Origin of the sequence: Paenibacillus pinisoli (assembly GCF_003605435.1) — a bacterium.
Classification (GTDB): domain Bacteria; phylum Bacillota; class Bacilli; order Paenibacillales; family Paenibacillaceae; genus Pristimantibacillus; species Pristimantibacillus pinisoli.
Genome location: NZ_QXQB01000005.1, coordinates 17,097 through 41,868, shown reverse-complemented (window position 1 = coordinate 41,868; position 24,772 = coordinate 17,097). Strand labels below are relative to the sequence as shown.

Genomic DNA, 24,772 nt, shown 5'->3' with positions numbered 1-24,772 from the left:
AAGAATATATAAGATGAAGCTTTGATTTCCCTTTGAAAAACTACCCTTTTATTCTGAGTATGTAGCCCAAACCTCTTACGGTTTGGATATATTGATCGGCATGCCAAGAAGTCAGCTTCTTCCGAAGATAATGGACATAAAGCTCCACGATGCCAATTCCTGCTTCCGAATCTAGTCCCCAAATCCGGTTATAGATTTGCTCCTTCGTCACAATTTGTTCTTTATTCATAAGCAGGTACTCAAGCAGCTCATATTCCTTTTCTGTTAAAGTCAGCTCTTCCCCCATAACCGTGATGACCCGATTTCTAACTTGAATAACAATCGGACCGTAGCTAATCTGCTCTTCTAGATTAACCTTGCCGTAACGGCGCAGCAGCACTTTAGCTCTGACGATCAGCTCTGGAATCTCGAAAGGCTTCACCACATAATCGTCCGCTCCGATGGTTAGGCCCTTTATCCGGTCGTTCAATCCGTCTTTTGCCGTCAGACAAAGAATCGGAGTATCCACTCTTTGTTTCCTCAGCTCTTGGATGAACGTAAATCCATCAACCTTTGGCAGCATAATATCTAATATAATTAAATCGAACTCGCCGTACAATGCGTGATGCAAGCCCTCTTCTCCGTTATAACACTCCGTAACCTTGTGCCCCTCATCCTGCATAACTCTTGCAATTGTATAAGATATCCCAATATCGTCCTCTACAATCAACAGCTTCATAGGTTCCTCCATCAATGAATAAATATGGTATAGTATACCATATTTTAATAGGTTTGGGCGCACTATCAGAAATTCAAAGATACGAACCGCGAATAAAGGACATCTATTGTACCGCAAACAACGCCCCGAATCCTACAGCCGTTGCCATAGCGGCGTAAGCGTGTACTGAAAATTACCTATTTATAAATAATTCCTCTATTTGTCCCATATCACTTTCTTTTTGGAATCATATAGTAGTGTATTGAAACTTGTCCTTAATCGAAAATGAAAGGGGGGATTTTATGAGTCACAAAAGTAAAATATTATCAACGGGTGTATTAAGAAGGCACTCGAGTACGAAATTTCTTACTGTTGAGGCGTTGAATGCCGATCCTAATGATTCCCGGTCCGTAACTGTTCAAATGTTTGACTGGTCATCCGGCTCACCTGTTTTATTACCGATGGTTGATCCTACAACTCAAACGATACCACCTAATCAATACAGAACATTTAGATCATTTGAGCTTCCTCCTGCGACATTTGCTTATGAAGTAAGAATCATTCATCCCAAAGATAAAGATGTTGTTACAAATGTGTTTGGACTTAGCGATATTTCATTTGACCCGCAGGAAGGAAATAATGTACTACAACATGACTTAGCGAAATTGAAATTGCGTTAATCCATTCATGTGCAGAATAGCGATTCAGAGGAAAGCGCTTGGTTTTTATGACCAGGCGCTGTTTTCTATGAGTATGATAACGATATACCGTGCTCCTTACTTTCTCTAAAGGTAAAAATATGTCTGCATTCCTATTGAGTAAATAGCATACATAAAATAGAATCTATGTAAGCGTCCTCCTTTCACTCTTTCAGCATAGATAAGACTCTTCCCTATCCATTGTGGGTTGGACAATGAGCTTCAAACTCTTTGGAAAGGAGAAGAGAATCTGGAACTTGTTGAATTATCATGTATTTGCAAGATGATTCGAATTGGAATCCATTCGCTGAACCGTTAGTCAATTCTAAGGAGGAATCGTAAATGATGATGCAACAGCAAGTGAGTGCTGATCGAGGTAATGTGATGAAAAGAGCTTATATCTCCGTCCTGCTGATGGTCGCCCTGTTGGTTTCATTTGTTCCATCGGCTTCCGCTGCTTTTTCGTATACAAGCCCGATCTACAATCTCAGTGGCGGTACCATCTATTTCGGCAACGGCGTAATCGTCAACACCGGCCAATATTACGACACCCTTACCGTCAACGTATACAAAAAGGAATGTACCACAACCTCATCCTGCACGAACATATGGGTCGGATCAAAAACCATTTCCCTATCCTCACAGCAATACACCTATCCTGGCGCATCAGGCGCGCCTCTAATCCCTATCGTTACAGGAACGGCAGCAGGTCAATATTTCTATACGTTGTCCGCTCCCGGCAGCTGGCATGTGATGGCCAGCATCCACAATTAGGGGTTAAAACACCATCGCCTTCTTGTTTTTTCTATGGGATCGCTTGATTGATTAAAAACAGCATAAAACAGGAATGGCGATGCTCAGGGAGTTAAATCCTGCATCGCCATTCCTGTTTTTTGGTTTATTATTAACGTAAACTCGTATTCCTGTGCTATGCTCGTAACTTGCTCCAAGTCGCTGAACCCACGATACCGTCCACCGTTAGACCTTTTGCCTGCTGGAACTTTTTAACCTCAGCTAGTGTACCAGAACCAAACACTCCATCGGCCGTGACCGGATAACCTTTTTTAGTCAGCAGTCGTTGCAGGACCTTAACTTCGTCGCCAGTACTGCCATTTTGAAGAGTAGTCGTTGCAGTGGCCAAAGTACTGAGTTTGGTTGAAGTCGCCGATCCTACTTTTCCATCTGCTGTTAGACCATGAGCGGACTGGAATTGTTTCACAATCGTTTCAGTGCCAGTACCAAAGATTCCATCCACTGCTACTGTGTAACCAACCTTATTCAAGTTTGTTTGTAAGGTGGAGACCGCTGGCCCTGTGCTTCCCACACTTAATACAGATCCATTCGTTGACACTGTATGATGTACTCCGTCGTCTGTTGGATGCGGCAGGGAAAGACCAGCTTGCCCAGCAACAGTAACCAGCGAGCTGCTTACAAAGTCTCTGCCATTAAGCGGAGTTCCACTAGCATTTTTAACGATTGCATCAAAAGCTTTGCCGGCAGTGTGAGGAGCATCCATGGAAGGCGCTGCTGCTAACCCGGTTAGACTATGCTTTTGCATTTCTGCTTTGCATCCAGTCGGGTTTTGAGTGATCTCCCAGAAGTGCTTTTGATATTGATAAGGGCGGTAAGCGGAAGTATATTCGATCTTCCACCCTTTCTCTTTCAGCAGGCTCTCGTAGCGGCTCTTTGCTGCTAGCAGATCAGCTGTAACGTTGTCCCAAATAAGCGTCTCTCCTGCCTCCATACGAAGTGCCAGCGGATCAGTCATAGGAGTGAGAACACATGCGGCTGCTTGAGCGGGAGTAGTCAACAACGTTGTAGCTAAGAGAGAAAATAGAAGAGCTAGAGAGAGAAACTTCTTTTTGATACAAGACATACTACTACCTCCTAAAGGATTTGTTATCACCAATTGCATAAATAGGATGATGCAATCTAGCATAATCTAAAAGGTAATAGATGTAAATGATGTTAATTTGTAGTATATCAAGAGCTTTTGTATTCTTGTGTCGAAGTGCTATACTAATATTGTAAATCTTAGAACCTGGTTAGGCACAACACAATGGTGAGCTCTGTCCAATGCTAACTTCTTAAATGCAGAGCATTCACGATTTGACCTAATAAAATCTAATATCAAATTAGCGCATTCGTTCGGCCTCAAGGTTGAATCGATCATGATATCGGTTGAAACCTGAGCCTCTTCACTATGAACTGATTCAATATTTGAGCATTTCGTATTTATAAAATCTATGTAGTCATTAAACAATCTTAAAAAAAATCATCAATTCCTTTTCCAAGATTTATCCATTACTTTTGTTAACTTTTGAAGGGCGGATAATAAGTTTGTTAATTCGTCGGGTGTTAAAATTGCATAATATTTCTCGGAAATTTGCTGCATAAATCTATCCATTTCATTTTTATATAGTAATCCTTTTTCTCCTAATTCAACTGAAAATGTACGCTTGTCTTCTGAATGTTGCTTTCTGTAAATGTATCCTTCCAGCTCAAGTTTAACCAACTGTTGACTGACAGCGCTTTTGGTAATCTTCATTTTTTCTGCTAATTCTGTAGGAGTGGAGGATGGGTGCCGAATAATTAATGTTAACAAAGAATATTGCTGATTATTTAATTGAAAATTCAAATAATCTCTTTCTTTTGTTTCAAGTAACAACCATAGCTCTTCAAGGGTTTGATTAATTTCCTCAGGCAGGTTTTCATTTTTCGGCATCTGGCAATATTCCGGCTTAATCTGCAACGCGCCATTGGCTGGATCGTTATGACGCTTGGATCGACGCGTCTTGCACGATGTCGGCCCTCCGTCTTTGTTGTGACCGATGGTTTTCGTGAAAAAAAGCGATTCCGACAGCAGCTGTCAGGAATCGCTTTTTGTTTGAACACGAACGTGTTGCCTTAAGGGAGCCAACAACCGTTGACGCTTGGCAACAAATTTATGGGCGAATGACTACAATATCTCTTGGCGGTATGCCCGTACGGCGAATCTCGTTAATCTGAGCATTCGTCAGTCTACGCCCCACGAGAACAAGGGAAGAAGTTAAATCGTTAAAATCCCCCAGACTTGCTACGCTCTGATTACCGCGGAAAACACGGAAAGAGCCTCGGAAATTAATATCTGAGAATAATACAAGCGTGACTTGTCTTCTATTTACAACATTGCGTAATCTAAAGCTAGAAAGCTCATCATTGAAAACAAATGCGTTTAAGTCTCTGATAGCTACTCCGCCGCGTCTAAATTGAATCCTTCTCCCTGAAAAGTTATTATCCCTAAACAGCTCCAATCTTACATCTCGATTTGCCAACTCTATCAACCTCCATATCTGTGATAAAATAGATTATGAAGTTTAACAATAGATTGATAGGGATAAGAATCCTCTGTAAAATGCCTGTTTCGCAAATCGAGATAAAAAAAGAACCCTCCGCTTCTGGAGAGCTCTTGTGTCGTTTGTTAAACTAATGTCTTCGTTTATAGCTAATCTTGCTTAACCGGTATATAAATATCAAGTATCAGTACCTTTTGCCCGCTTCTTTGGGGCATTCCAAATCTTTGCTCCGTATAAACTTCACATTTAAAATAATTTTGCCAATCCGGTTCATATCCATGCTGATGAATGGCTTCCATCGTTAATTGATCTGCATTCGGGTAGATCTCATGCTCTTCGCCTTCGATCCAGGCTTTTGCAATGGTACACGCTGGTATGTCATATGCTGCATACCCATCAGGCACAGGAGTATCTGCTTTCATAAAAAAACCTGCAACGTATGTAAATGTTCCATCCTCTTTGTTGAAATCTCTTATATAGCCCTCGTAACCGTCCGGTGTTTCGACGGGACAATAATCTGTCATGTTTTCAAGCTTATCAAATGTGCCATCGGAAAAGCACTGCTGCCACAACGATGGAATCGTTGGATATTTGGATGGAAAAATAGGATTAAAGCCTTCAATCTTGGTTCTAATTTCTTTGCCGACCATCTTGTACGGACCAAAATCAACAAATTCAATTTTTTTTAAATTAGCCATTGTCACTTTCCTTTCGCCATTATAGGAACCCATAGTTCATTTTGAGGGTCGTGTCCCGGTGGATAGAAGCATTCCACTGCTGGCAAGTCTGCCAGCGCATAGTCTGATGTAGGAACCCAATCCGTATATAAACACTTCCAAGCGCTTATGAGGTCGGCAGGATTTTCGGCTTCGAATACAACCCATTGGCTTTCCGGGAATGTCAGCTTTTCCATATCCGCAGGAGCTTCTCCCTCATAGGGTACCGCCAAGTAATAGAAAAAAGTATCATTCTCCCCCCAATCACCTCCGGATAAAATGCCCAATATGCCATTAGGCGCTTTTTCTGAGCTTTCATCCATTAGACCAAGTAATTTGTCACCCATGCCGTTCCTTCGCGCTTCTTGCCAGATCTTAGGTATGGAATTGTGCGCATGATCCGTATTTACGCAATTCCTGAAGCCTGCTGCTAAAAATCCCGGATTTTTTTCAATTCTGTAGTTCATTTCTGTCCTCCCCTTAATCGAAATGTGGAAAGACATACGTGGATAAGCTTTCAGGTTGACTCCTGATTTTCGAGCTGATGTCGGCGCAATCCCATGCAGCTCACGAAATGCTCGCGTAAATGAAGCATGGGACGTATAGCCATAAATCGATGCAATCTCAATCACGCTTTTGTTGCTTTGCTGCAGCTCAAAGGCTGCAAGTGTCAGCCGTCTTCTTCTGATGTAATCGGAAAGCGTTACCTCTGATAAAAACGCAAACATTCGTTGAAAATGATAATTCGGGCAGCAAGCAGCTTGTGCGACTTGCCTATAATCTATTTCCCCAGCCAGATTGTTCTCAATATAGTCGATCGCAGCATTCATTCGATCCAGCCAATCCACTAATGCTCCTCCTTCCAAATTAAAGTCTAACAGAAAAATAAACTGCTGCTTTGCAGTTCTTGTACAAAAAATGCAAAAGAAACATCACCTTCTATAACACGATACAATTAAATCAATTTTATTTTTCTACCATCTATCTGTTATTCCTTGCAGCTTCCACTTGCTATCTTCTAATTGGAACAAGAACATTTGCTTTTCTTTGTCATTGCCTTTATCGCCATAGACATTATTATCAGCTACTAGTACAATTCTTCTAATTGAATCTGGTCTATGACTGGTCAGCCCTGTCTGCCACTTCGAAAACGATCCATTTTATGTAATATCTGGTTATTACGGCGAATACACTCGAAGTGTATTAACCACAAGTAGAAGGAGGATTATTTATGGCAGATAGACCTATAGGCATCATTGTATCAGAGCCCAAGCCTCTACCGGGCCAAGGCAGTCGTGCAAGCGGCAACTTCTCGACTGTATGGTTTGGAGGTGCTCATCAAATGGTCGTGGAGGTTACGGTAGACGGTAAGATTGATGATTCAATCGTATTCAAAATCGCGGAAGACAAAAGCGGCGGCGATCCTGTAAGAGCTGATAATGTGCGCAACAACACACAATTATCGTATATCGAGAGCAATTCACTATATATTATAGTCAAACAGTGTCCGCCGAACAAAAATTTTAAAGTTACCATTAATCCATACGTGGGCTAAATAGATTTAAATATTGAGTAGGAGGAACAAAAAATGAGCAGACCTATTGCAGTCGTAGTTTCTAGTTATACGGTATTAACAGATCAAAGGAGCCGCGCAAGCGGAAATTTTTCAACGAAATGGTTTAGCTCCTGCTCCTCCATGGACATTGAGGTGACGGTTGACGGCGTAGCTAACAATGATATTACATTCAGCATGGCAATCGACAAAGGCGGCAATGATGAATTGAAATTTTCTGAGGTCAGAAATGGCTCCAGGCTAGCCTATGTTAGCTCTAACACTTTCTATATTTGCAAGGTAAATACCCCCGCTAATCAAAAGAAAAACTTTACGGTTACCATCAAGCCTGCTTAGAACCTTAGAGAAGAGGCATCAGGATAACTCTCCTGATGCCTCTTTTCTTATTATAATTTATCGCTTGACTCCTCTTGATCTTCCAAAGCGGACCCTGAAGTATGCATACAGCTGTTAACGAATCCGCGAGTACCCGGTGATGTCGGCAGGGCGGCAAGGTTCTTTCGGATGAGGCGGATCATGCCGCGGATTGCAAACCGGCTCCTGCGCTAGCGCGGCCGGACCGCCCGCCGCGTTCACCGCTTGCAAAAGCGGCTCCACGCCGGCGCTAAGCCGAATATCTCGGCATGCAGCTCTGTTTTACGCACGGCGACGCGCGCTAAGCCGAGTTTCTCGGCATGCAGCTCTGCTTTCCGCACGGCGACGCGCTCTAAGCCGAGTTTCTCGGCATGCAGCTTTGATTTCCGCACTGCGATGTGCTCTAAGCCGAGATTCTCGGCATGTAGCGAAGATTGCCTTTCAGCTCACACGATACTGTCCGAATAGGTATCGTTAGATGACTGAGGAATGCCTCTGCTTACGATTAACAATGCAGTGAGTGGCACAACAATTCGCTATTGGGACAGTCCCTTTCAATCATTTCATCCTATGTAATTAAATGAATATTTACGTTAAGACTAAAAACTAAATTTTTTTCAATTCATTGAGAATAATCTCCGGATCCAACCGCTGCATAAAGTCCGGATTCACATAGGCTGAACGGATAATACCGGATTCGTCAATCATAAAAGTGGAGGGAATTGGCAAGATATAGCTGCTCGTCGCATTGTATTCCGCTAGGTCCATGCCAATTTGTTTCATAATGGCCTGGATATAATCCGGAACATCGTAAAGGATGTTATACAAAGCGGCTACGAGACCGTTGGTATCGCTAAGGACTTGGAAGGTCAACTCTTCTTTCTCCTGCTGTGAAAGTGTGTTGTCCGGGCTTTGCGGGCTGACGGCGATCAACTGGCCCCCAAGGGCTTCGATATTAGGCAGAATCTTCTGATAGGCCTTAAGCTGTGTGTTGCAGAACGGGCACCAGCCACCTCGGTAGAAAGTCAGGACTACGGGTCCTTTGGACAGTTCATCATAAAGGTTAACTGTTTCTCCCAAAGCATTCTTGAGTGTAAAATCCTTGGCCTTCTGCCCCTCCTGCCGTCCGTATACAATGCCGGATTCCTGTTGCTCTCGGATCTGTCGGAACATCTCGGATTGAATCTCCAAAGGGGTATGCGTGATAAACTCCTGTCTGGCTTCGGCTAGAGCTTGTGTTAATGACATGTAATATTCCTCCACTTGATGAAAGTTATTGAACGCCACTGCATTGTTGGCTCCCCTGCATTATTCAGCAGGCGAAGTGAGTGCAGAATCGACTATTGCGAGCCTGTCTTGCCTGCGCAAATGGATGATTTGGGCTGATAAACCAATGATCAGAATGACAAGGAGACCGGCTTGAGCGGCGAGGAGAATTGGTGAATTCAGATCGGTGACTATGGGGTTTCCGTTTGGAACACGGGTCAGAGTTTCGGTAACGGTCGGTACAAACAGCAGAAACGCCGTCAGGCTGAGGAAGATCGTTTCGAGGTACTTGCCCGCACCTCCAATGCTCGAGATACGCCTCATGCCATAGCCGGCGAGTAAAAACAGGAGCGTTGCCGCGCCAATGACATAACTGACTGACTGCTTTGCGATGGGAAATACCGTGACAGCGCCAATCAGCATTGAAATGAAGTAGACAACACCAGGCTTTGATCGAGGCACAATTCGACCGTGGCGGGCAAACATATAGATAGCCAGCGGAATGGCGGGCAAGCTGCTGAACGTATGTACCCAGCCGAGTGTTGAAATTCCGAACATAAATAGTCTCCTTCCAGGACAAATGTAGTTTGTGGTTAGCGCAGGCCAGAACTAGCAGCTGGCAGCAACTCTGATCGGTCCAGTGAGGTCGATAGGTTGTGGTGCCGAATTTCAAAGACCATGACGCCGTGCAAGTTCCTGTCGGTTCACTGCGAATATACCTGGTATCCCGTGTCGATAAGCAGTGATCTGGTAACTCGCCTGGCTGGACTTCATGATCAAATTATGTAGCCTCCTCTCCAGATGATTCAAGCTAAGAAACCATGTTGACCTCATGTCCTCTCAATTATGATGAGAACGGAGTCGCTCCAAGTGCGGTCCTGTCACGAGTCCGAATATCTTCGGATCGTTATAAGCCCGCGCCGAAAGCATCGCGCCGTGAACCGTTGCCATGAACGCTTCGGCCTCGGCACGAGGGGTGGTCGTAAGTTGAAGTTGCCCCTGCTGCGCGCCGCTCTCCAGCACGGATGTCAACCAAGCCGACAGGTAGCGGAAATGCGCTTGGACCTCAAGTCTGACTTCCTCGGGCAGGACGGGGAGCTGGCCTGCCAACAGCGCACAGATACAAATCGGAGCGCTGGCGTCCGCGATGCAGGCTTCCCAATAACCGACATAGCTTCGAAGCTGTTCAAGCGGATCGGATACCTGAAGTTCGATCCGCTCGAACCCCGCTTCTGCTTCTTTCCGGTATCGCTCAACCAGCGTTCGGACCAGATCAACTTTACTTGGGAAATGGTGATGGATGCTCGCCTTGCGGATCCCAACCACATCAGCGATGTCGGCATAACTGAAACCGTTGTAGCCGCCAGCGACGATCAGAGATCGTGCACAAGACAAAATGTTATCAGAGGTAGTAGATAAATTTTTCATATCATTAGTCTACCTTCTGGTAGGTAGGTTTGTCAAATGGCATATTCGTAAGTTCCGAAAAACAGATATTCCATTGTTTGTATTGCTAACTAAACCGCCTAATCATCTGCTCTTAAATAATTCTGGCTGTTTTTTGACGCTTTGTATGGTGTCAATTCGAACCCTTTTATATAGATCTGGAAAAGCCATGAAGTTCTCATATACTTGCTGTTCCTCTCTTAATCTCTGCTCAATCACCGCATCAATCCCAAAGGATTCCGGATCCATGTCAGGAAGCGCCTCTCTCCCCTCTTCTCTCATTATTGAAGCAGCAAAGTATAATCCAGATAATAAGAACATTAAAAAAATGGCCTTTAACTGCAAGACCATTTTTTGAATGATTATTGTTTGTTTGAAATGACGTTATCAAGAAACTTATCAGCATCACTATTAAATTTCCAGGAAACTCCGAACTTATCAACCAGCATTCCAAAGCACGATGACCAAGGCACATCAGACAACGGCATCATAACTTGTCCGCCAACGGACAAACGTGCAAAGTACTCTGCTAGTGTCTGCCGATCCTCATTGATTAAACTGATTATGGCATTATTTCCTTTCACCACTTCTCCTGTTGCTGCTATCATGGAAGGCAAAATATCCGACATCATGATTTTTTCGCCTGCAAATTCGATTGAAGACTCCATGATCATATTTAATTCATTTTCCGGCAATGGAAAATTAGGGTCTTACGGGATATCCTTAAATTTAACCTTTTTAACTTCTTTCGCACTTAGAGCCTCCGCATAAAAATCAATCGCTTGTTCCGCAGTTCCATCAAAATTCAAATACACAATTGCTGGCATATATTAATTCCTCCTTTTTGGTATAAAAGAAGTATAATATATGAGTGGTGACAACTGTGTGTCACCATTACAAATAGGTAAGAAAGAGTGATACCGATGGACAAAGTAGAGAGACTCATCTCCATTATTATGATTTTGCTGAAAAAGGATCTCGTTTCAACTAAAGAATTCACTCAGTTATTTGGCGTGTCCAAACGAACGATTCTTCGCGATATGGAGACACTGAGTTTATCCAACATTCCCATCTACTCTGTCCATGGAGTGAACGGCGGATACGGTATTATGGATGAATACAAGGTTGACAAGCGTCTTTTAAACAGTTCCGACGTGGAAAATATATTGATTGCCCTCAGCGGATTAGAAAAAATTCTAATCAGCGAAGAAGTTGAATTAACGATCAAAAAAATGGAGGCCATGGTGAACCCATTGTCTCTGAAAGGCTCAATCCAACTGTCATTTTATGCCTGGGAGGGCCGTTCGGAAATTCTTGAAACTTTAAAACTGTGCCAAAAATCAATAGTAGAGAGCAAGATCATTTCATTTGATTACATAGATAAAGATGGCACTATAACAAATAGAATGGTCGAGCCCTATCAACTTCATTTTAGCGAAACAAGCTGGTATTTAAAGGGGTTCTGCCTGCATCGTCAGGAATTTCGGACGTTTAAATTATCCAGGATCGACAACCTCAAAAGAGATGAAGCCACATTCCGCCCCAGAGATTATGAATTAGAACAAAAAGAATCCGGTTATCAGCCGCAATTAATTGCGGTCAAAGCGTTGATTTCACCTAATATCAAAGATCAATTTATTGAAAGGTTCGGTCGAAAGAGTATTAAAAGCTATAGCTCTGACTATTTCTTGGCTGCCTTTCGTATTCCTCAAAACAGCATTGGCTTTCAATTTTTAGCAGGCTTCGGCACTAATCTGATCATTACAGAACCTAAATCCTATCTTGACGAGTTTAGAAGTTATCTGCTTAACATGGTTGATAATTATTCCAGATATATCTGATTTCAAGAGCATGATTGAGCTTAAACTCAAAATGAGTAGTTTTTAAGCTCATACTTCACGGCCAATGATCCTTTTGACTTCATGAAAGGTTTATTAAGCTTCGCGGCATTTTACAGAATAACCGGAACAGCCTAATATTGGTTCTAAGCCAACGTTGGCGATAACTATTCGCTGAATGCTTCTGAAAGGAAGCAGCGGGGGAACCAACTTGAACGTTCCTTGTCTAGTTCATGGGGTGAATCCGGGACCCGCAATTGTTCCGGTAGGGCGACTCTCATGTCCGAATCCGGCAGCTAACCTCGTAAGCGCAAAAGGAGAGAGTTTCTAAGATGCCTGTTCAGATGACCGAACCGTTGCCGATCGCAACAAACCTAAGCCCCATTACGTTTGTCAAAACCAGAAGCTTGGAGCTATTCATTGTACCAGGGAGAGAAAAGGGTAACCTTGGCTATGAGGTCAATCTATTGTTAATAACCGATGCCGGTCCGTTAGCCGGCATGATCATCCTGGATGCGCAGAATAAACCTAACGATTGGGTGATTTGGTCATATATTTTCAGAAAAATTCTAGATGACAAGACGCCTCATGACACGATCTGGCTGGCACATCAATTACGGGGACACAGCTCTCATCAACAATTAGTCCATAGCGCACTGCAACGGTTAACCGACCGGACTTCCATCTTTAACTGTCTGGAGACACGAAAGCTATTAATGGAACGTGCAACAAACTATATCAGTTTGTTTTAGATTAGAGCTCACATGAACAGGAAATGACGGTTTACTCGGGCAGAGTTTAAGCCGTCATTCCTGGTGTATGACTCTCGTTTGATCCCTTACTACTCCATCCCCACATGGGGGTCAAAATGAGCTACAACCAGCACATCCGTATCCCGCGCCAAACGCAATAATCTGGATACAACAGATCCCTGTCTCAGTCGGAGCCACCGGGAACGTTTTGATTGGCCTATAATAATCTGAGTGGCCTGATACTCCTTCGCTTTGGAACGAATAGCTCCTGCGATGTCACGGGGGCTCGTTTCGCTTATGACTTCAAATTTGCCTCCCAATCGGCCGGTCAGTGTCTCCAAGGCTTCGACCTTCTTCTCCTCTCCGGTCTGCCGGTTATGACCACATACATAGGTTACAACCCATGGCGCCTTGAGCCGATAAGCAATACGAAATCCCCGCCGAATGAGCCGCTCCGCGTTTGGACCGAGGTTCACGCAGACGAATATCATCTCCTGCCTCCGCCACGGACCTCGCAGCGAGGAGCGCTGCTCCCAAGATTCCAGCCTTTCATCGACATCATCCGCTATCTCGCGCAGCGCAAGCTCGCGCAGGGCTATGAGATTGCCCGTCTTGAAGAAGTGTCCGAGCGCTTGCTGAATCTTCTCTCTGGCATAAACCTTCCCATCCCTCATCCGCTGCCTGAGCGTCTGCGCCGTCGCGTCGATCAGTTCTGCCTCGTCAGCCATACGCAAGATCGCATCCGGTACCGTCTCCTTAACCCGTATCCCAGTAATTTGTTCGACCGCGTCATTCAGGCTTTCCAAATGCTGCACATTAACCGTAGTAATGACTGAGATACCGGCGTTCAGAACTTCCAATACGTCCTCATACCTTTTTTTGTGCTTGCTGCCAGGCACATTGGTATGGGCCAATTCATCAATTAACACGACCTCGGGATTACGTCTGATAATCGCCTCCGTATCCATCTCCTTAAGAGCGGTTCCGCGGTAGTCAATCATTCGACGCTCTATGGCCGACAATTGCCCGATCTGATCTGCCGTCTCCTGACGGCCGTGCGTCTCCAGAAGGCCTATAACAACATCGATCCCTTTCTTGAGCAGATAATTGCCTTCCCGAAGCATCGCATAAGTCTTCCCTACTCCTGGAGCGGCACCGATGTAAACCTTTAATTTCCCTCTGCGAATCCGGCTAATCATCTGTTCCGCTTCCGGAAATGAAGGCCTTTTGTACATGTCGTTGGTTGCAGGTTCAGTCACTTTCGCAGGCAAGATGCGTTCCCCATCATGTTCGATTCGATCGGCGACAAGAAAAATATCGATATTTTTGGTTGTCCGCAAAATATCGTTGACGATGGAGCCGTGCCGGAACTCCTGCCATCGGGACTGCTTGGAATGTCCCATCACGATGCGCGTGACGTTCTGTTCCAACGCGTATCGAATTAGCTTGCCTGGAAGAGCCCGACGCGAGATAAGGGGCAGCTCCAGGAACTCTCCTCCGACTTTCTCTGCCAGTTTCAATATCGATCGCTTGAATGCTTCAGCTTCCTTGGTCAACGCCTGCTTGCGATTTACGAATGCAACGATTAGCAAGTCGCCTCCCAACCGCTTGGCGATCTGCTGCCCGCGGCGGATGTGGATCGAGCCATTCCAATGATACTGGGCCGATACAAGAATACGCTCGCTCACGCCAGAAGGGCCTATAAGCCCTGTTTCTTCCCGGTGTTTGTCCAGCGAATCATTCACGCCTTCAGCCACAAGCCGCAGCGCTAATTCTCGCAGAATACCAAGATTGCCACGTTCGAACACGAATTGGCCCGGATTGCCGCGCAGGTGGCCGTCGGCGTATCGCTTAAGAATAGTTTCTGGCGTAACGTCGATAAGCCGAACCTCATCCGCCCACTCCAGCACGTTCACAGGCACGGCTTCTTTTGTTTCTATGCCTGCGTATGCTTTTGCTAATTCATTAGCCCCCTCCAGCTCAAAGACATTAACCGTTGTGAAGACGCTAATGCCATGGCTCAGCAAATATTGAATATCATCCCATCTAGCAGGAAAGCGGGCACTCTCCCGATTGGAATGCGCCAAATCGTCCACGAGAACGACCTCGGGATTACGCTCGATTAAGGCATCCAGATTTAAATCTTTTCGCTCTACGCTATGGTCGAACCAGTGGATGCTTGGAATTCGTTCCAAATCTCCAATCTGCTCCACCGTCTCCGGTCTTTGCCTGGTAGTCACGGCGCAAATAACGACATCGATTCCCTGCTTTTTCAAAGCCTGCCCTTCGCGCAGCATATGGTATGTCTTGCCGGATCCGCTTACGGCCCCGATGAGGATGATAAGCCTGCCTCGATGCCACTTGGAAATCGAATGCAACACTTCCTCTGCTGTCTTTCGGCGAAAAGTGTTCAAGCTCCCTCTCCTCCCTTCTTGCTCCTGTACGTGCTATAGTCATGAAATGGAATTGCCCCGTCCGCTTCTTTTGGCGGACAGGGCTTTAAAGCACTCTAAGCTCGTTGTTTTTCTATCATTGCCAGATTCAGCTTCAGCACGTTCACACGTGTTTCTCCGAAAATGCCCCATTCCCGTTTCTCCGTGTGTTCATTCACTAGCGATGCCAGCTCAACCTCCGGGATTCCTGTAACTTTGCTGATTCTAGGAATCTGCACAAAAGCCGATTGCGGCGTAATATGCGGATCCAATCCTGATCCTGAGTTGGTAATAAGGGCAATCGGCAGCTCAGAGACAGGGATATCCGGATTATTGGCCTGCCAATCGGCTATCGATGCTTCCATACGCGCAATCAGATCGGGATTGGAGGGCGCAAAATTGTTGGAACCCGATGCTTCAGCCATATAATCGATGCTCGAAACTCGTCCATGAAAGGCTCCCGGGTCAGCGCTAAAAGACTGCCCGATCAATTCGGAGCCTACAATCCTCCCGTCGCTATCCTTTAACAAGCTTCCGTTAGCCTGATGGGGAAATACCAACTGCGCGAGTCCTGTGCTAACAAGCGGATATACCAATCCGCACAATACAATGAACAACACGCCGGCACGCAAGGCGATCCATACGACTTCTGCTCTGGACCGTCCCTCCGTTCCTTCTTGAACCGTTGTACTCATGGCTGATTCCTTCTTTCCTTTGTACTATGTTCAAATCCATACATGGACAATCAAGTCGATCAGCTTGATACCGATGAATGGGGCTATAACCCCTCCAAGTCCATAAATAATCAAATTGCGGCTAAGCAAGCGCGATGCGTTCATCGGGCGGTAAGCGACACCTTTCATCGCTAGCGGAATGAGCATAGGAATGATGATGGCATTGAAGATAAGCGCCGATAGCACTGCTGACAACGGTGATCCGAGACTCATAATGTTCAAGGCTTCCATTTCTGGAATGGCCAGCATGAACATCGCAGGAATAATTGCAAAATATTTTGCAATGTCGTTGGCGATACTGAAGGTCGTCAAGGCGCCTCGCGTCATGAGGAGCTGCTTGCCAATCGCTACGACTTCGATAATCTTGGATGGATCAGAGTCCAAATCGACCATATTCGCTGCTTCCTTGGCTGCCGTCGTGCCGCTGTTCATCGCCAGCCCCACATCGGCCTGAGCCAGCGCCGGCGCATCGTTCGTACCGTCCCCCGTCATCGCAACCAGCTTTCCTTCCGCCTGCTCGCGGCGAATAACGGCGATTTTATCTTCCGGCTTGCTCTCTGCGATAAAGCCGTCTACTCCGGCTTCTCTAGCGATCGTAGCTGCCGTCAGAGGATTGTCCCCGGTGCACATGATGGTCTTGATTCCCATCTCGCGAAGCAGGCTGAACCGCTCCCTCATGCCAGGCTTCACCGTATCCTTCAAATAAATGACTCCGACTATTCGGTTATCGGCGGCTACAGCGAGCGGGGTGCCTCCATCCGAGGCGATACGATTCGCTTGACGCTCCAAGTCATGCGGAATGGCTCCGCCTTGCGCCAATACCCATTTCCGTACAGAGTCGACCGCTCCTTTACGCACTTTGCGCCCGTCCCTTAAGTCAATGCCGCTCATGCGTGTTTCTGCTTTAAATTCGACGAAGCTGCCGTCCTCGCCAATAGACAAGTCATACGATATGCCGTTTTGCTTTATCCATTCCACAACGGAACGGCCTTCCGGCGTCTCGTCTTGCAAGGAGGAGATCGCTGCCCATGCAGCAGTCTCCTCAAGGCTTGCTCCGCCGACCGGCACGATATCGCTGGCCATTCGGTTCCCGTAAGTTATTGTTCCGGTCTTATCCAAAATCATGGTATTGATGTCGCCAGCCGCTTCCACCGCTTTTCCTGACATCGCCAGCACGTTGAATTGAGTGACCCGATCCATGCCGGCGATACCGATGGCGGAGAGCAGCCCCCCTATCGTAGTTGGAATCAAACAGACAAGCAGGGCGATTAGTACCGGAACCTCCAGCTCAATCCCAACATAAGCCGCAATCGGCCGCAGCGTTACGACAACGATTAGAAATATAATCGTAAGGCTGATCAGAAGCGTATTAAGGGCGATTTCATTCGGTGTCTTCTGACGCCTCGCCCCCTCGACCAACGCGATCATTCGGTCGATGAACGTCTCGCCGGGGTCACTTGTAATCCGGACCTTGATGCTATCGCTAATGACGCGGGTCCCCCCTGTAACGGAGTTGAAATCACCGCCTGCTTCTTTGATCACCGGAGCGGACTCGCCGGTTATAGCGGATTCGTCGACGGATGCTAACCCATCGATCACTTCGCCATCCCCGGGAATCATCTCGCCTTGCGAGACGACGACGACATCGCCCTTGCGGAGCTCGCTCGAGGCGACGGTCTTGACGCTGCTGCCGATAATCTTGTTGGCCGTTATCTCTTCCTTTGTCCGCTTTAACGTATCGGCTTGCGCCTTGCCTCTGCCCTCCGCCAACGCTTCGGCGAAGTTCGCAAACAGCACTGTAAACAACAGGATGAAAAACACCGCAAGGTTAAATCCGACTGTCTCCTCCGCATTAAAATATCCGGGGAATACCGTCATCAGCAGCACAATAGCTGCTCCAAGCTCAACAACGAACATGACGGGATTTTTGATCATCACTGCCGGATTGAGCTTGATTATGCTCGCTTTCAGAGCTTGAGCGACAAGCGTACCGGAGAATAAGCTTTTACTGCGTTTATTGTTCATGGCTGCATGACCTCTCTTCTTATTAACGGATCGTCAAGTATTCAGCGATTGGGCCCAGTGCAAGAACCGGCAAAAACGTCAAGGCGCCAATTAAGACTACGGTTCCGATCAATAGAAACGTAAACAGCGCGTTATCCGTGCGGAATGTGCCGATTGTCTCCGGAACCCATTGCTTCCGCGCCAACGATCCTGCGACGGCCAGCATGGCAATGATGGAGATGTACCGACCGAAAAACATGACGAGACCGGTAGATATATTCCAGAACGGCGTATTGTCCGCAAGTCCTTCGAAGCCGGAACCGTTATTGGCGGCCGCGGACACATATTCGTACAGAACTTGCGTGATGCCATGGAAGCCGGAGTTCGAGATGGAGCCCATGCCAAGATCGCTGACGAACGTTAACGCCGTTGGAGCCAGAATAATGAACGGATGGGCCAGAATCGCAATGGCGATCAGCTTCATCTCGCGCGGCTCGATCTTGCGGCCCAGAAACTCCGGAGTCCGTCCAACCATTAGACCGCATATGAATACGGCGAGAATAGCGTAAATCAGCATATTCATTAGCCCTACGCCTTTGCCGCCAAATACGACATTCAGCATCATCTCCACAAGCGGCACCATACCGCCGAGCGGCGTCAGCGTATCATGCATATTGTTGACCGAACCGGTCGTCGCAGCCGTGGTCACAGTCGTGAACAAGGCGGAACCGGCAATGCCAAATCGAACTTCCTTGCCCTCCATACTGCCTTGCGAAGCATCGATTCCGATGTCGTTCAATAACGGATTTCCGCTCCTCTCTGCCGTATACGCTACGGTAAGGAATACCAAGAACAAGAGCATCATCGCGGAGAAAATAACCCAGGCTTGCTTGCCGCTTTTCGCGAATCGGCCATACATGAATGGGAGCGCTGCGGGCAATGACCACATCGATAAAATCTGAATAATATTCGTCATCGCATTCGGGTTCTCGAACGGGTGTGCCGAGTTCACGCCGAAAAATCCGCCGCCGTTCGTCCCAAGGTGCTTGATGGACTCGAGCGATGCGACGGGCCCTATCGCGATTTGCTGCGTTGCGCCTTGCAGCGTAGTAACAGTCAGCGTAGGATCCAGCGTTTGCGGGACCTGAAGCGCTACGAGCACTAGCGTGACGATCGTCGCGAGCGGAAGGAATATCCGTGTATGAGCCTTGACGAAATCCTCGAAGAAATTGCCCAGCGTATTTCCTTTGCTTGTTATCCCCCTTACAAATGCCGCCGCAACCGAAAACCCGCTGGCAGCGGACGTAAACATCATCATGGTAATGACAGCCATCTGCGTGAAATAGGTTAGTCCGCTCTCGCCGCTGTAATGCTGCAAGTTGGTGTTCGTCATAAAACTGATGATCGTATTAAGCGCGAGCGTCGTCTCCATATTGGGGATGCCGTTGGGATTAAGCGGCAAGCCGCTTTGCAGCCGCAACAAGATATAGCCGAGAGCGACAAGCACGAAGTTGGTGACAAGAAAGCTGCACGCATATCTCTTCCAGCTCATGCCTGTGCGCTGCTTTAACCCGATAAGTGCAAAAATCGGTTTTTCGCACCACCCAAACAGGCGGTCCGTACGACTCGGCTCATTCGAAAACACGCGGTGCATATAATGTCCAAGCGGTCTGGCGATCAGCACCAGTAAGCCAATAACGATCACGATTTGCAAGATGTCCATTTCCGTTCCTCCTAAGCCATAAGCGGCTCCAACTAAAACTTTTCCGGGTGAAGCAAGGCGTATATCAGGTAAAGCAGCAATACGCCTGTCAAAATCAGAACAAACAACATATGGTTACGCCTCCCTGTCTTCTGCCGTTTTGCCGCACCAGATAATAAATCCGGCTACGAGCAAAAAAGCTGCAGCCAGGATCAGTACCATCCAAATCTCCATCATCATGGCATTCCTCCTCTATCATTGAATTGAGGATCGAGCAGAAAGCCAACCTCGCCGGTTTGCGTGAGCAAGACTATAGAAGCGCCAAGTTTTTTGTAAATGACCTGAGGATGCCACATCGTCGTTACGACCGTCACGGACCGGCAGCACCAGCGGGATACAACCTGAAGGTAGGCACAAGTAAGCGGCAGGCTGACTTCAAAAATGAATACCCGATCAACGGGAAATGCCGGCCTTATTTCAGTTTTGTTGAAGAGCGTATCTACACGCATAATCTCTTTCACTCCGATACCCTGAAGCAGCCGCTCCTCCCGCTTGTTATTGGTTAATGCCGCTACCGGCACTTGTCTGTAAAGCAAGAGCCGAATAAAATTTCTGCCAGCCTCCGTAGATGCCGCTACCAAAACATGACCGTTTTTCATATGCTCCTCCTCCGTATTTGGAAAGAAGGCAACAAAAAGAAGCCATGGAAAAGAGGAACCTCTTCCGCAGCTTCTTCTTCATGACGTAGTCGTCATTGACAGGCTAGCGACAAGTGTTGCCTCATCGTACGCTTACGAGGTTAGCTGTCGGATTCGGGCGCGAGAGTCGCCCTACGCCGGCCTTGGACATGACCGTGCGATTCACCCCGTGAAGCCGGCTTGCGGCTTCTATTGGTTCCCCCGTTCCTTCTGTTGAAGGATTAAGCGTCGTTATGAACGTTCTCATTCATACATTCGTCCGAAGCGGTGAGAGGCGCTGCGGCTTCTGATCGCCAGCTTTCAGTAGATCATTCGTTGGCTATATGGCTGATTGCTCCCACACAATTCCTTATCGCCAGCGACTCCCCATCTTGTCGGCAAACCATGGTTTTGAATCCGATTAGGGTTCAATTCCTGAATGTATCTTACTCCCGGATTCATGCACTGTAAAATGAACCAAACCCAAATTGAGATGAAAACCAGCCATTCATGACTAATTTTCATTGATTTCAAGGATTAATGCCTTGTTTTCTTCTTAATTCTCTTAAATAAGAGACCATACGCGATTTTTATGCAATTTTTACATCGAGGCAGATTTCTTTTATATCTTTTTTACAACGAGTTGGTTTAGATTATAGGAGAGATAATGAACTCCGGATTACGAGGTGCGCATGACATGAGTACGATCAAACAGGCGGGTATGAAGGCGATGCCGTATGGCAGCGTAACGATTCTTATCGGCATTATGACAGCGATATTCTACTCGATTGGCTTATCGCTCGACCTAGTGAATATTGCTCTGCTTTTTTTGGTGCCCGTACTGTTAAGCTCCGTGTTGTGGAACATGGGTTCCGCCGTCTACGCTGCTGCTCTTGGATCGCTTTGCTTCGATTTCTTCTTTGTGAGCCCGGTGCTGAGTTTTGCAGTCGAAGATCTGCGATATTTGATTTCGTTCGGGGTTTATTTGGCCGTTGCAATATTGACGGCATCCTTGTCCGCAAGACTGAAGCGTCAGCTGCAGTACTCCAAGCAAAAGGAGGCGCATACTGCCGCCCTTTACGAGCTTAGCCGGCAGATTAGCGATATGACGGACGTCCCCTCCTTGTTAAAAAATATATTGAGTCACGTCTCGAGAGTCAGCGGCACCGATATCGCTATCTATTTGCCGGATCACAAAAATCAATTAGCATTGTTTCAAGGTTCAGACAGTCAAGAAAAATGGGGGCATGGCGAAGCGGAGAAGGCAATGGCTAAGCTAGCATTCGATTATGGCGAGGCGGTTGGTTATGGGAGCCGCACCTTAAGAGAAGCTCCCGGTTATTATTTGCCGCTCCGAACCGAAAGCCGTGTGCTCGGCGTACTGGGAGTGCATCTAGAGAAATTAAAGCGCGGGCTTACGATGGAACAGCAGAATATGCTGGAAGCGATCTGCGGTCTTGCAGCCAGTGCCATTGATCGGGTCAAGCTTGCAGATGAAGCAAGAATTGCTCAATTGAGTGCAGAGTCGGAACGGCTTCGTGCCGCCATCTTGGACTCCGTCTCTCATGAACTGAGGACGCCGCTGGCTGCCATAATCGGGTCGGCAACCGGGCTCATGGAGAATGATCCTATTTTCACTCCGGAAGACCGCTCCGAATTACTCTTGACGATTCGGGAAGGCGCTCTCCGGATGAATCGGCTCGTCATGAATCTCCTTAACATGGCGAAATTGGAAAGCGGAATGCCTCATCTGCGCAAAAATTGGTGCGATGCAGAGGATCTTATTGGGGTAGCCTTGGCTCAAATGAAGGACTTCCAGCAGCATCGGGTCATTCAGGTGCAATTGCCTGATCATACTCCGCTGCTCGTAGGTGATGAGACGCTTCTGGAGCAAGTATTCGTTAACGTAATCAGCAATGCCATCAAATACAGTCCTGATCATAGCGAGATCCGCATCCATGTTCATGTTCACCCATCAAGCCTTGACATCGTTGTCGCGGACCAAGGCATCGGACTCGATAACGAAGAGTACGAGCGGATATTCGAAAAGTTCTATCGCTCTCAAGCCACCAAGCATGTGACGGGGACGGGATTAGGACTCGCGATTTGCAAAAGCATTATGGAGCTTCACGGCGGCAGCATAAAAGGAAGCCGCAATTCCCCGAGAGGCACGATCATGACGCTTTCGTTCCCTCTCCAATCATATAGCAATCAAAACATTCTTAACTCTTGAATGGGGGGACATCGGGTATGAATGCAATGCAAACCTCGATATTAATCATTGATGACGAGCCTCAAATTCGAAAGCTGCTGAAAGTAACGTTGCAGGCCCATCAGTATGCCATTCACGAAGCCTCTACCGGTGAGGAAGGCGTACAGCAAGCCTCTTCGCTTTGCCCGGATCTGGTTATTCTCGATCTAGGTCTGCCAGGCATAAGCGGCATGGAAGTATTGAGCCTGCTCAGGAATTGGTCGAATGTTCCTATCATTGTGCTTACGGCCAAGGATAGAGAGGACGATAAAATTATGGCGCTCGATAACGGTGCCGATGACTATGTAACAAAGCCCTTCGCCATGGGTGAGCTCCTGGCACGAATTCGGGCAGCTTTGCGGCATGCAGGCTCTTCACAGCATGACCCCATCCTTCGAATCGGAGGTTTAACCATAGATCTCGTACAACGGAGCGTCGAATGGCACGGTGAACGGATCAAGCTCACGCCAACGGAATATGACCTTCTCCGGGTACTTGCGATTAGCGAAGGAAAGGTCGTAACCCAAAGACAGCTATTGCAGCAGGTGTGGGGCGAGCAGCATCAGTCGACCGACAATCACTATATTCGGGTGTATATCGGCCATCTGCGCAAGAAGCTGGAGGAAGATTCTGCGCAGCCGAGATGGATTATTACGGAGCCTGGAGTAGGCTACCGCCTTCGTATTCGGGATGAATGATAGCAGCGCGATAATCTATTGGGCAGTCAATATAACCGGGCCGTCCGCAGTAATGGCGATGGTATGCTCGTACTGTGCGGACAACGAGCCGTCAGCTGTTCTGGCGGTCCACCCGTCGGCATCAATCGTCATCATCGCTCCTCCGGCATTAAGCATCGGCTCGATTGTAAAAACCATCCCTTCCTTCAGACGGAACCCTTTGCCCGGCTTCCCGACATGAGGGAAATTAGGCTCCTCGTGCATCTCCCTTCCCACGCCATGAGCGAGCAGGTCGCGCACCACTGAGAATCCGTTACGCTCAGCATGGGCTTGAACTGCGTGCATCACATCGCCGATCCGGTTGCCAGGGACGGCTTTTTCGATCCCAAGATACAGGCATTCCTTCGTTACCCGCATCAATTTCTTTGCTTCCTCCGACACCTCGCCTACCGCATAACTCCAAGCTGAATCCCCGATCCAGCCGCCCGCTTCCGCTACAATATCAATTGTGACGATGTCCCCCTCCTTGAGAGGCTCCCGGCTTGGAAAACCATGCGCAATGACATCATTGACGGACGCACATGTCGCATACGGATAGCCGTTGTACCCTATCGTATAAGCCTTGGCGCCATTCTCCTTCAGGAACTGCACCGCGAACGCCTCAATATCGTGCGTTGTGGCACCAGGTCGGATCATATCTGCTATGGCATGATGGAAAGCGGCAACAATTTGGCCGGCTATCCTCATTTGTTCAATTTCTTCTTTTGATTTAAGTATGACCATTTCCTTTACTCTCCTTTGACCGTATGCCCGAAAAAATCATATCGACGATTCCGTCCGCATCCATCTCGCTCCGCATATTGTGGTGGATGTTCAATGCTGCGTAGCCTACAAGCGAACCAAATATCAGATTAGCCCTTTGCTCCGATAATCGGGTATCAGTTCCCTCACGAATCATCCCTGCAAACGGCAAATAGACCCGCTGCTGAAATTCGGCAAACAACTTGCTGAACCGGTTGCCCGGGAAGTGATGAAAGTTATCCGCAACGGTTTTAAGCAAAATAAATACGGAGGGATCCTGAATGCAAGACTGCAGGAGCAGCTTCGAGAACGATTCCGCTTTAAGCAAGCCGCCTCCGTCCCCTTGTATAACGGGCAGCACTGCCGACTCCGTACGATTCAGGGCATCCCATAATAAATCTTCCAATAGCATGAGCTTATTTTTATAGTAATGATATACGGTTCCGTAGCCGAGCTCTGCCTTGACGGCAACATCGCGTACCTCCAATTGAATGCCCTTCTCCAAATAGACTTCTGCAGCCGCTCGCATAATTTGATTCATTCGCATCTCACGGATCGCATCATTTTGTTCTTTGGTACGTGGTGACATGGCTCCTCCTTTTTTTGACCTGCTGTAATGTCAATGTAAAAACAATATACCTCATTTAGTTATAAGGATCAAGTATTTCGATTCGCGTTTAACTAGACAGAAACGACAACCGGTTATCTATCAGCCGGCTGCCGTCTTGTCTGGATCAAGTTATTCACTTAATCTTCTGTTCTGCATAAAGCTCCTCCATCGCCTTCATGCTTCTATATAATGAGGAGCCGCAAAGTGAA

At 47.1% G+C, this 24,772-nt stretch carries 26 protein-coding genes, 2 pseudogenes and 2 riboswitches; of the genes and pseudogenes, 8 read left to right on the top strand and 20 right to left on the bottom strand.

Annotated elements, in window-relative coordinates; translation table 11 throughout:
* Positions 1–40: 40 nt before the first annotated feature.
* Entirely contained in the window at positions 41–718 is a 678-nt protein-coding gene (locus tag D3P09_RS21130; RefSeq protein ID WP_120113413.1) for a response regulator transcription factor, read from the bottom strand.
* A 281-nt stretch (positions 719–999) separates the two neighbouring features.
* Here D3P09_RS21130 and D3P09_RS21125 point away from each other — a divergent pair, with 281 nt between their 5' ends.
* Together D3P09_RS21125 and D3P09_RS21120 are read left to right on the top strand one after the other, a co-directional pair.
* Entirely contained in the window at positions 1,000–1,377 is a 378-nt protein-coding gene (locus tag D3P09_RS21125) for a hypothetical protein (RefSeq protein WP_120113412.1), read from the top strand.
* A gap of 360 nt (positions 1,378–1,737) precedes the next feature.
* Entirely contained in the window at positions 1,738–2,169 is a 432-nt protein-coding gene (locus D3P09_RS21120; protein WP_120113411.1) for a hypothetical protein, read from the top strand.
* Between the two features lie 154 nt (positions 2,170–2,323).
* Here the strand turns inward: D3P09_RS21120 and D3P09_RS21115 are convergent, their stop codons facing one another.
* From D3P09_RS21115 to D3P09_RS21095, 5 genes are all read right to left on the bottom strand, one after another.
* Complete coding sequence (locus tag D3P09_RS21115; RefSeq protein ID WP_120113410.1) at positions 2,324–3,271, bottom strand: peptidoglycan-binding protein; 948 nt, start codon at positions 3,269–3,271, stop codon at positions 2,324–2,326.
* Positions 3,272–3,673: 402 nt separating this feature from the next.
* Positions 3,674–4,120 carry a MarR family winged helix-turn-helix transcriptional regulator gene (locus D3P09_RS21110; RefSeq protein WP_120113409.1) on the bottom strand — a complete coding sequence of 149 codons (447 nt, stop codon included), beginning with the start codon at positions 4,118–4,120 and terminating at the stop codon, positions 3,674–3,676.
* A 220-nt stretch (positions 4,121–4,340) separates the two neighbouring features.
* Positions 4,341–4,709 carry a hypothetical protein gene (locus D3P09_RS21105; protein ID WP_120113408.1) on the bottom strand — a complete coding sequence of 123 codons (369 nt, stop codon included), beginning with the start codon at positions 4,707–4,709 and terminating at the stop codon, positions 4,341–4,343.
* A gap of 170 nt (positions 4,710–4,879) precedes the next feature.
* On the bottom strand, positions 4,880–5,428 hold the full coding sequence (locus D3P09_RS21100; protein ID WP_120113407.1) for a GyrI-like domain-containing protein: 549 nt from the start codon (positions 5,426–5,428) through the stop codon (positions 4,880–4,882).
* A gap of 2 nt (positions 5,429–5,430) precedes the next feature.
* Positions 5,431–6,294, bottom strand: coding sequence for an AraC family transcriptional regulator (locus D3P09_RS21095; RefSeq protein WP_207892535.1), 864 nt, complete (start codon positions 6,292–6,294; stop codon positions 5,431–5,433).
* A 383-nt stretch (positions 6,295–6,677) separates the two neighbouring features.
* On the opposite strand from D3P09_RS21095, the gene D3P09_RS21090 reads away from it, so the two are divergent.
* Positions 6,678–7,001: a hypothetical protein gene (locus D3P09_RS21090; RefSeq protein WP_120113406.1), complete on the top strand. Its 324-nt coding sequence runs from the start codon at positions 6,678–6,680 to the stop codon at positions 6,999–7,001.
* A 33-nt stretch (positions 7,002–7,034) separates the two neighbouring features.
* On the top strand, positions 7,035–7,355 hold the full coding sequence (locus D3P09_RS21085; protein WP_120113405.1) for a hypothetical protein: 321 nt from the start codon (positions 7,035–7,037) through the stop codon (positions 7,353–7,355).
* A 236-nt stretch (positions 7,356–7,591) separates the two neighbouring features.
* On the opposite strand, the gene D3P09_RS27810 is transcribed toward D3P09_RS21085, so the two are convergent.
* The 6 genes and pseudogenes from D3P09_RS27810 to D3P09_RS21060 form a co-directional block, all read right to left on the bottom strand.
* Positions 7,592–7,765, bottom strand: coding sequence for a hypothetical protein (locus D3P09_RS27810; RefSeq protein ID WP_165867524.1), 174 nt, complete (start codon positions 7,763–7,765; stop codon positions 7,592–7,594).
* Between the two features lie 214 nt (positions 7,766–7,979).
* Complete coding sequence (locus D3P09_RS21080) at positions 7,980–8,621, bottom strand: peroxiredoxin-like family protein (RefSeq protein WP_120113404.1); 642 nt, start codon at positions 8,619–8,621, stop codon at positions 7,980–7,982.
* A 60-nt stretch (positions 8,622–8,681) separates the two neighbouring features.
* Positions 8,682–9,197, bottom strand: a complete 516-nt coding sequence (locus D3P09_RS21075) for a hypothetical protein (RefSeq protein ID WP_120113403.1) — start codon at positions 9,195–9,197, stop codon at positions 8,682–8,684.
* Positions 9,198–9,479: 282 nt separating this feature from the next.
* A complete protein-coding gene (locus D3P09_RS21070; RefSeq protein WP_120113402.1) occupies positions 9,480–10,067 on the bottom strand; it encodes a TetR/AcrR family transcriptional regulator in 588 nt (195 codons plus the stop codon).
* Between the two features lie 105 nt (positions 10,068–10,172).
* Positions 10,173–10,370 (bottom strand): annotated as a pseudogene (locus D3P09_RS21065) (YdeI/OmpD-associated family protein); the annotation flags it as partial.
* A gap of 77 nt (positions 10,371–10,447) precedes the next feature.
* Positions 10,448–10,912: pseudogene (locus D3P09_RS21060) on the bottom strand (VOC family protein).
* 96 nt (positions 10,913–11,008) lie between these two features.
* Here D3P09_RS21060 and D3P09_RS21055 point away from each other — a divergent pair.
* Positions 11,009–11,926 carry a helix-turn-helix transcriptional regulator gene (locus D3P09_RS21055; RefSeq protein WP_120113400.1) on the top strand — a complete coding sequence of 306 codons (918 nt, stop codon included), beginning with the start codon at positions 11,009–11,011 and terminating at the stop codon, positions 11,924–11,926.
* A 159-nt stretch (positions 11,927–12,085) separates the two neighbouring features.
* Positions 12,086–12,249, top strand: a riboswitch (cyclic di-AMP (ydaO/yuaA leader).
* A 6-nt stretch (positions 12,250–12,255) separates the two neighbouring features.
* The gene (locus D3P09_RS21050) at positions 12,256–12,675 is read left to right on the top strand and encodes a hypothetical protein (RefSeq protein WP_120113399.1); all 420 of its coding nucleotides are present in this window, start codon (positions 12,256–12,258) and stop codon (positions 12,673–12,675) included.
* Positions 12,676–12,764: 89 nt separating this feature from the next.
* Here the strand turns inward: D3P09_RS21050 and D3P09_RS21045 are convergent, their stop codons facing one another.
* The 6 genes from D3P09_RS21045 to D3P09_RS21020 all read right to left on the bottom strand — a co-directional run bounded on the left by D3P09_RS21045 (position 12,765) and on the right by D3P09_RS21020 (position 20,206).
* Positions 12,765–15,089, bottom strand: a complete 2,325-nt coding sequence (locus D3P09_RS21045; protein ID WP_120113398.1) for a universal stress protein — start codon at positions 15,087–15,089, stop codon at positions 12,765–12,767.
* A 95-nt stretch (positions 15,090–15,184) separates the two neighbouring features.
* Positions 15,185–15,802, bottom strand: coding sequence for a potassium-transporting ATPase subunit KdpC (kdpC, locus tag D3P09_RS21040; protein WP_120113397.1), 618 nt, complete (start codon positions 15,800–15,802; stop codon positions 15,185–15,187).
* A 30-nt stretch (positions 15,803–15,832) separates the two neighbouring features.
* Complete coding sequence (kdpB, locus tag D3P09_RS21035) at positions 15,833–17,866, bottom strand: potassium-transporting ATPase subunit KdpB (RefSeq protein ID WP_120113396.1); 2,034 nt, start codon at positions 17,864–17,866, stop codon at positions 15,833–15,835.
* Positions 17,867–17,888: 22 nt separating this feature from the next.
* Positions 17,889–19,568: a potassium-transporting ATPase subunit KdpA gene (gene kdpA / locus D3P09_RS21030; protein ID WP_120113395.1), complete on the bottom strand. Its 1,680-nt coding sequence runs from the start codon at positions 19,566–19,568 to the stop codon at positions 17,889–17,891.
* A gap of 32 nt (positions 19,569–19,600) precedes the next feature.
* Positions 19,601–19,678 carry a K(+)-transporting ATPase subunit F gene (gene kdpF, locus D3P09_RS28510; protein ID WP_120113729.1) on the bottom strand — a complete coding sequence of 26 codons (78 nt, stop codon included), beginning with the start codon at positions 19,676–19,678 and terminating at the stop codon, positions 19,601–19,603.
* Positions 19,679–19,783: 105 nt separating this feature from the next.
* On the bottom strand, positions 19,784–20,206 hold the full coding sequence (locus tag D3P09_RS21020) for a hypothetical protein (protein ID WP_120113394.1): 423 nt from the start codon (positions 20,204–20,206) through the stop codon (positions 19,784–19,786).
* A gap of 114 nt (positions 20,207–20,320) precedes the next feature.
* Positions 20,321–20,483, bottom strand: a riboswitch (cyclic di-AMP (ydaO/yuaA leader).
* A 438-nt stretch (positions 20,484–20,921) separates the two neighbouring features.
* Here D3P09_RS21020 and D3P09_RS21015 point away from each other — a divergent pair.
* Positions 20,922–22,457 (top strand): ATP-binding protein, encoded by a 1,536-nt coding sequence (locus D3P09_RS21015; RefSeq protein ID WP_243644360.1) that lies wholly within the window; start codon positions 20,922–20,924, stop codon positions 22,455–22,457.
* A 17-nt stretch (positions 22,458–22,474) separates the two neighbouring features.
* Positions 22,475–23,173, top strand: coding sequence for a response regulator (locus D3P09_RS21010; protein WP_120113393.1), 699 nt, complete (start codon positions 22,475–22,477; stop codon positions 23,171–23,173).
* A 15-nt stretch (positions 23,174–23,188) separates the two neighbouring features.
* Here D3P09_RS21010 and map read toward each other — a convergent pair whose 3' ends face one another.
* Positions 23,189–23,935 carry a type I methionyl aminopeptidase gene (gene map, locus D3P09_RS21005; RefSeq protein ID WP_120113392.1) on the bottom strand — a complete coding sequence of 249 codons (747 nt, stop codon included), beginning with the start codon at positions 23,933–23,935 and terminating at the stop codon, positions 23,189–23,191.
* A complete protein-coding gene (locus D3P09_RS21000; protein ID WP_120113391.1) occupies positions 23,922–24,542 on the bottom strand; it encodes a TetR/AcrR family transcriptional regulator in 621 nt (206 codons plus the stop codon). The genes map and D3P09_RS21000 overlap by 14 nt, the downstream gene beginning before the upstream one ends.
* Between the last annotated feature and the right edge of the window lie 230 nt (positions 24,543–24,772).

Coding starts and splice junctions, on each gene's coding strand:
- D3P09_RS21120 (WP_120113411.1), top strand. CDS start 1,738: ATGATGATGCAACAGCAAGTGAGTGCTGATCGAGGTAATGTGATGAAA.
- D3P09_RS21130 (WP_120113413.1), bottom strand. CDS start 718: ATGAAGCTGTTGATTGTAGAGGACGATATTGGGATATCTTATACAATT.
- D3P09_RS21075 (WP_120113403.1), bottom strand. CDS start 9,197: ATGTTCGGAATTTCAACACTCGGCTGGGTACATACGTTCAGCAGCTTG.
- D3P09_RS21070 (WP_120113402.1), bottom strand. CDS start 10,067: ATGAAAAATTTATCTACTACCTCTGATAACATTTTGTCTTGTGCACGA.
- D3P09_RS21110 (WP_120113409.1), bottom strand. CDS start 4,120: ATGCCGAAAAATGAAAACCTGCCTGAGGAAATTAATCAAACCCTTGAA.
- D3P09_RS21100 (WP_120113407.1), bottom strand. CDS start 5,428: ATGGCTAATTTAAAAAAAATTGAATTTGTTGATTTTGGTCCGTACAAG.
- D3P09_RS21020 (WP_120113394.1), bottom strand. CDS start 20,206: ATGAAAAACGGTCATGTTTTGGTAGCGGCATCTACGGAGGCTGGCAGA.
- D3P09_RS21015 (WP_243644360.1), top strand. CDS start 20,922: ATGAGTACGATCAAACAGGCGGGTATGAAGGCGATGCCGTATGGCAGC.
- D3P09_RS21080 (WP_120113404.1), bottom strand. CDS start 8,621: ATGTCATTAACACAAGCTCTAGCCGAAGCCAGACAGGAGTTTATCACG.
- kdpA (WP_120113395.1), bottom strand. CDS start 19,568: ATGGACATCTTGCAAATCGTGATCGTTATTGGCTTACTGGTGCTGATC.
- kdpF (WP_120113729.1), bottom strand. CDS start 19,678: ATGTTGTTTGTTCTGATTTTGACAGGCGTATTGCTGCTTTACCTGATA.
- D3P09_RS21090 (WP_120113406.1), top strand. CDS start 6,678: ATGGCAGATAGACCTATAGGCATCATTGTATCAGAGCCCAAGCCTCTA.
- D3P09_RS21115 (WP_120113410.1), bottom strand. CDS start 3,271: ATGTCTTGTATCAAAAAGAAGTTTCTCTCTCTAGCTCTTCTATTTTCT.
- kdpB (WP_120113396.1), bottom strand. CDS start 17,866: ATGAACAATAAACGCAGTAAAAGCTTATTCTCCGGTACGCTTGTCGCT.
- kdpC (WP_120113397.1), bottom strand. CDS start 15,802: ATGAGTACAACGGTTCAAGAAGGAACGGAGGGACGGTCCAGAGCAGAA.
- D3P09_RS21010 (WP_120113393.1), top strand. CDS start 22,475: ATGAATGCAATGCAAACCTCGATATTAATCATTGATGACGAGCCTCAA.
- D3P09_RS21050 (WP_120113399.1), top strand. CDS start 12,256: ATGCCTGTTCAGATGACCGAACCGTTGCCGATCGCAACAAACCTAAGC.
- D3P09_RS21125 (WP_120113412.1), top strand. CDS start 1,000: ATGAGTCACAAAAGTAAAATATTATCAACGGGTGTATTAAGAAGGCAC.
- D3P09_RS21055 (WP_120113400.1), top strand. CDS start 11,009: ATGGACAAAGTAGAGAGACTCATCTCCATTATTATGATTTTGCTGAAA.
- D3P09_RS21085 (WP_120113405.1), top strand. CDS start 7,035: ATGAGCAGACCTATTGCAGTCGTAGTTTCTAGTTATACGGTATTAACA.
- D3P09_RS21000 (WP_120113391.1), bottom strand. CDS start 24,542: ATGTCACCACGTACCAAAGAACAAAATGATGCGATCCGTGAGATGCGA.
- map (WP_120113392.1), bottom strand. CDS start 23,935: ATGGTCATACTTAAATCAAAAGAAGAAATTGAACAAATGAGGATAGCC.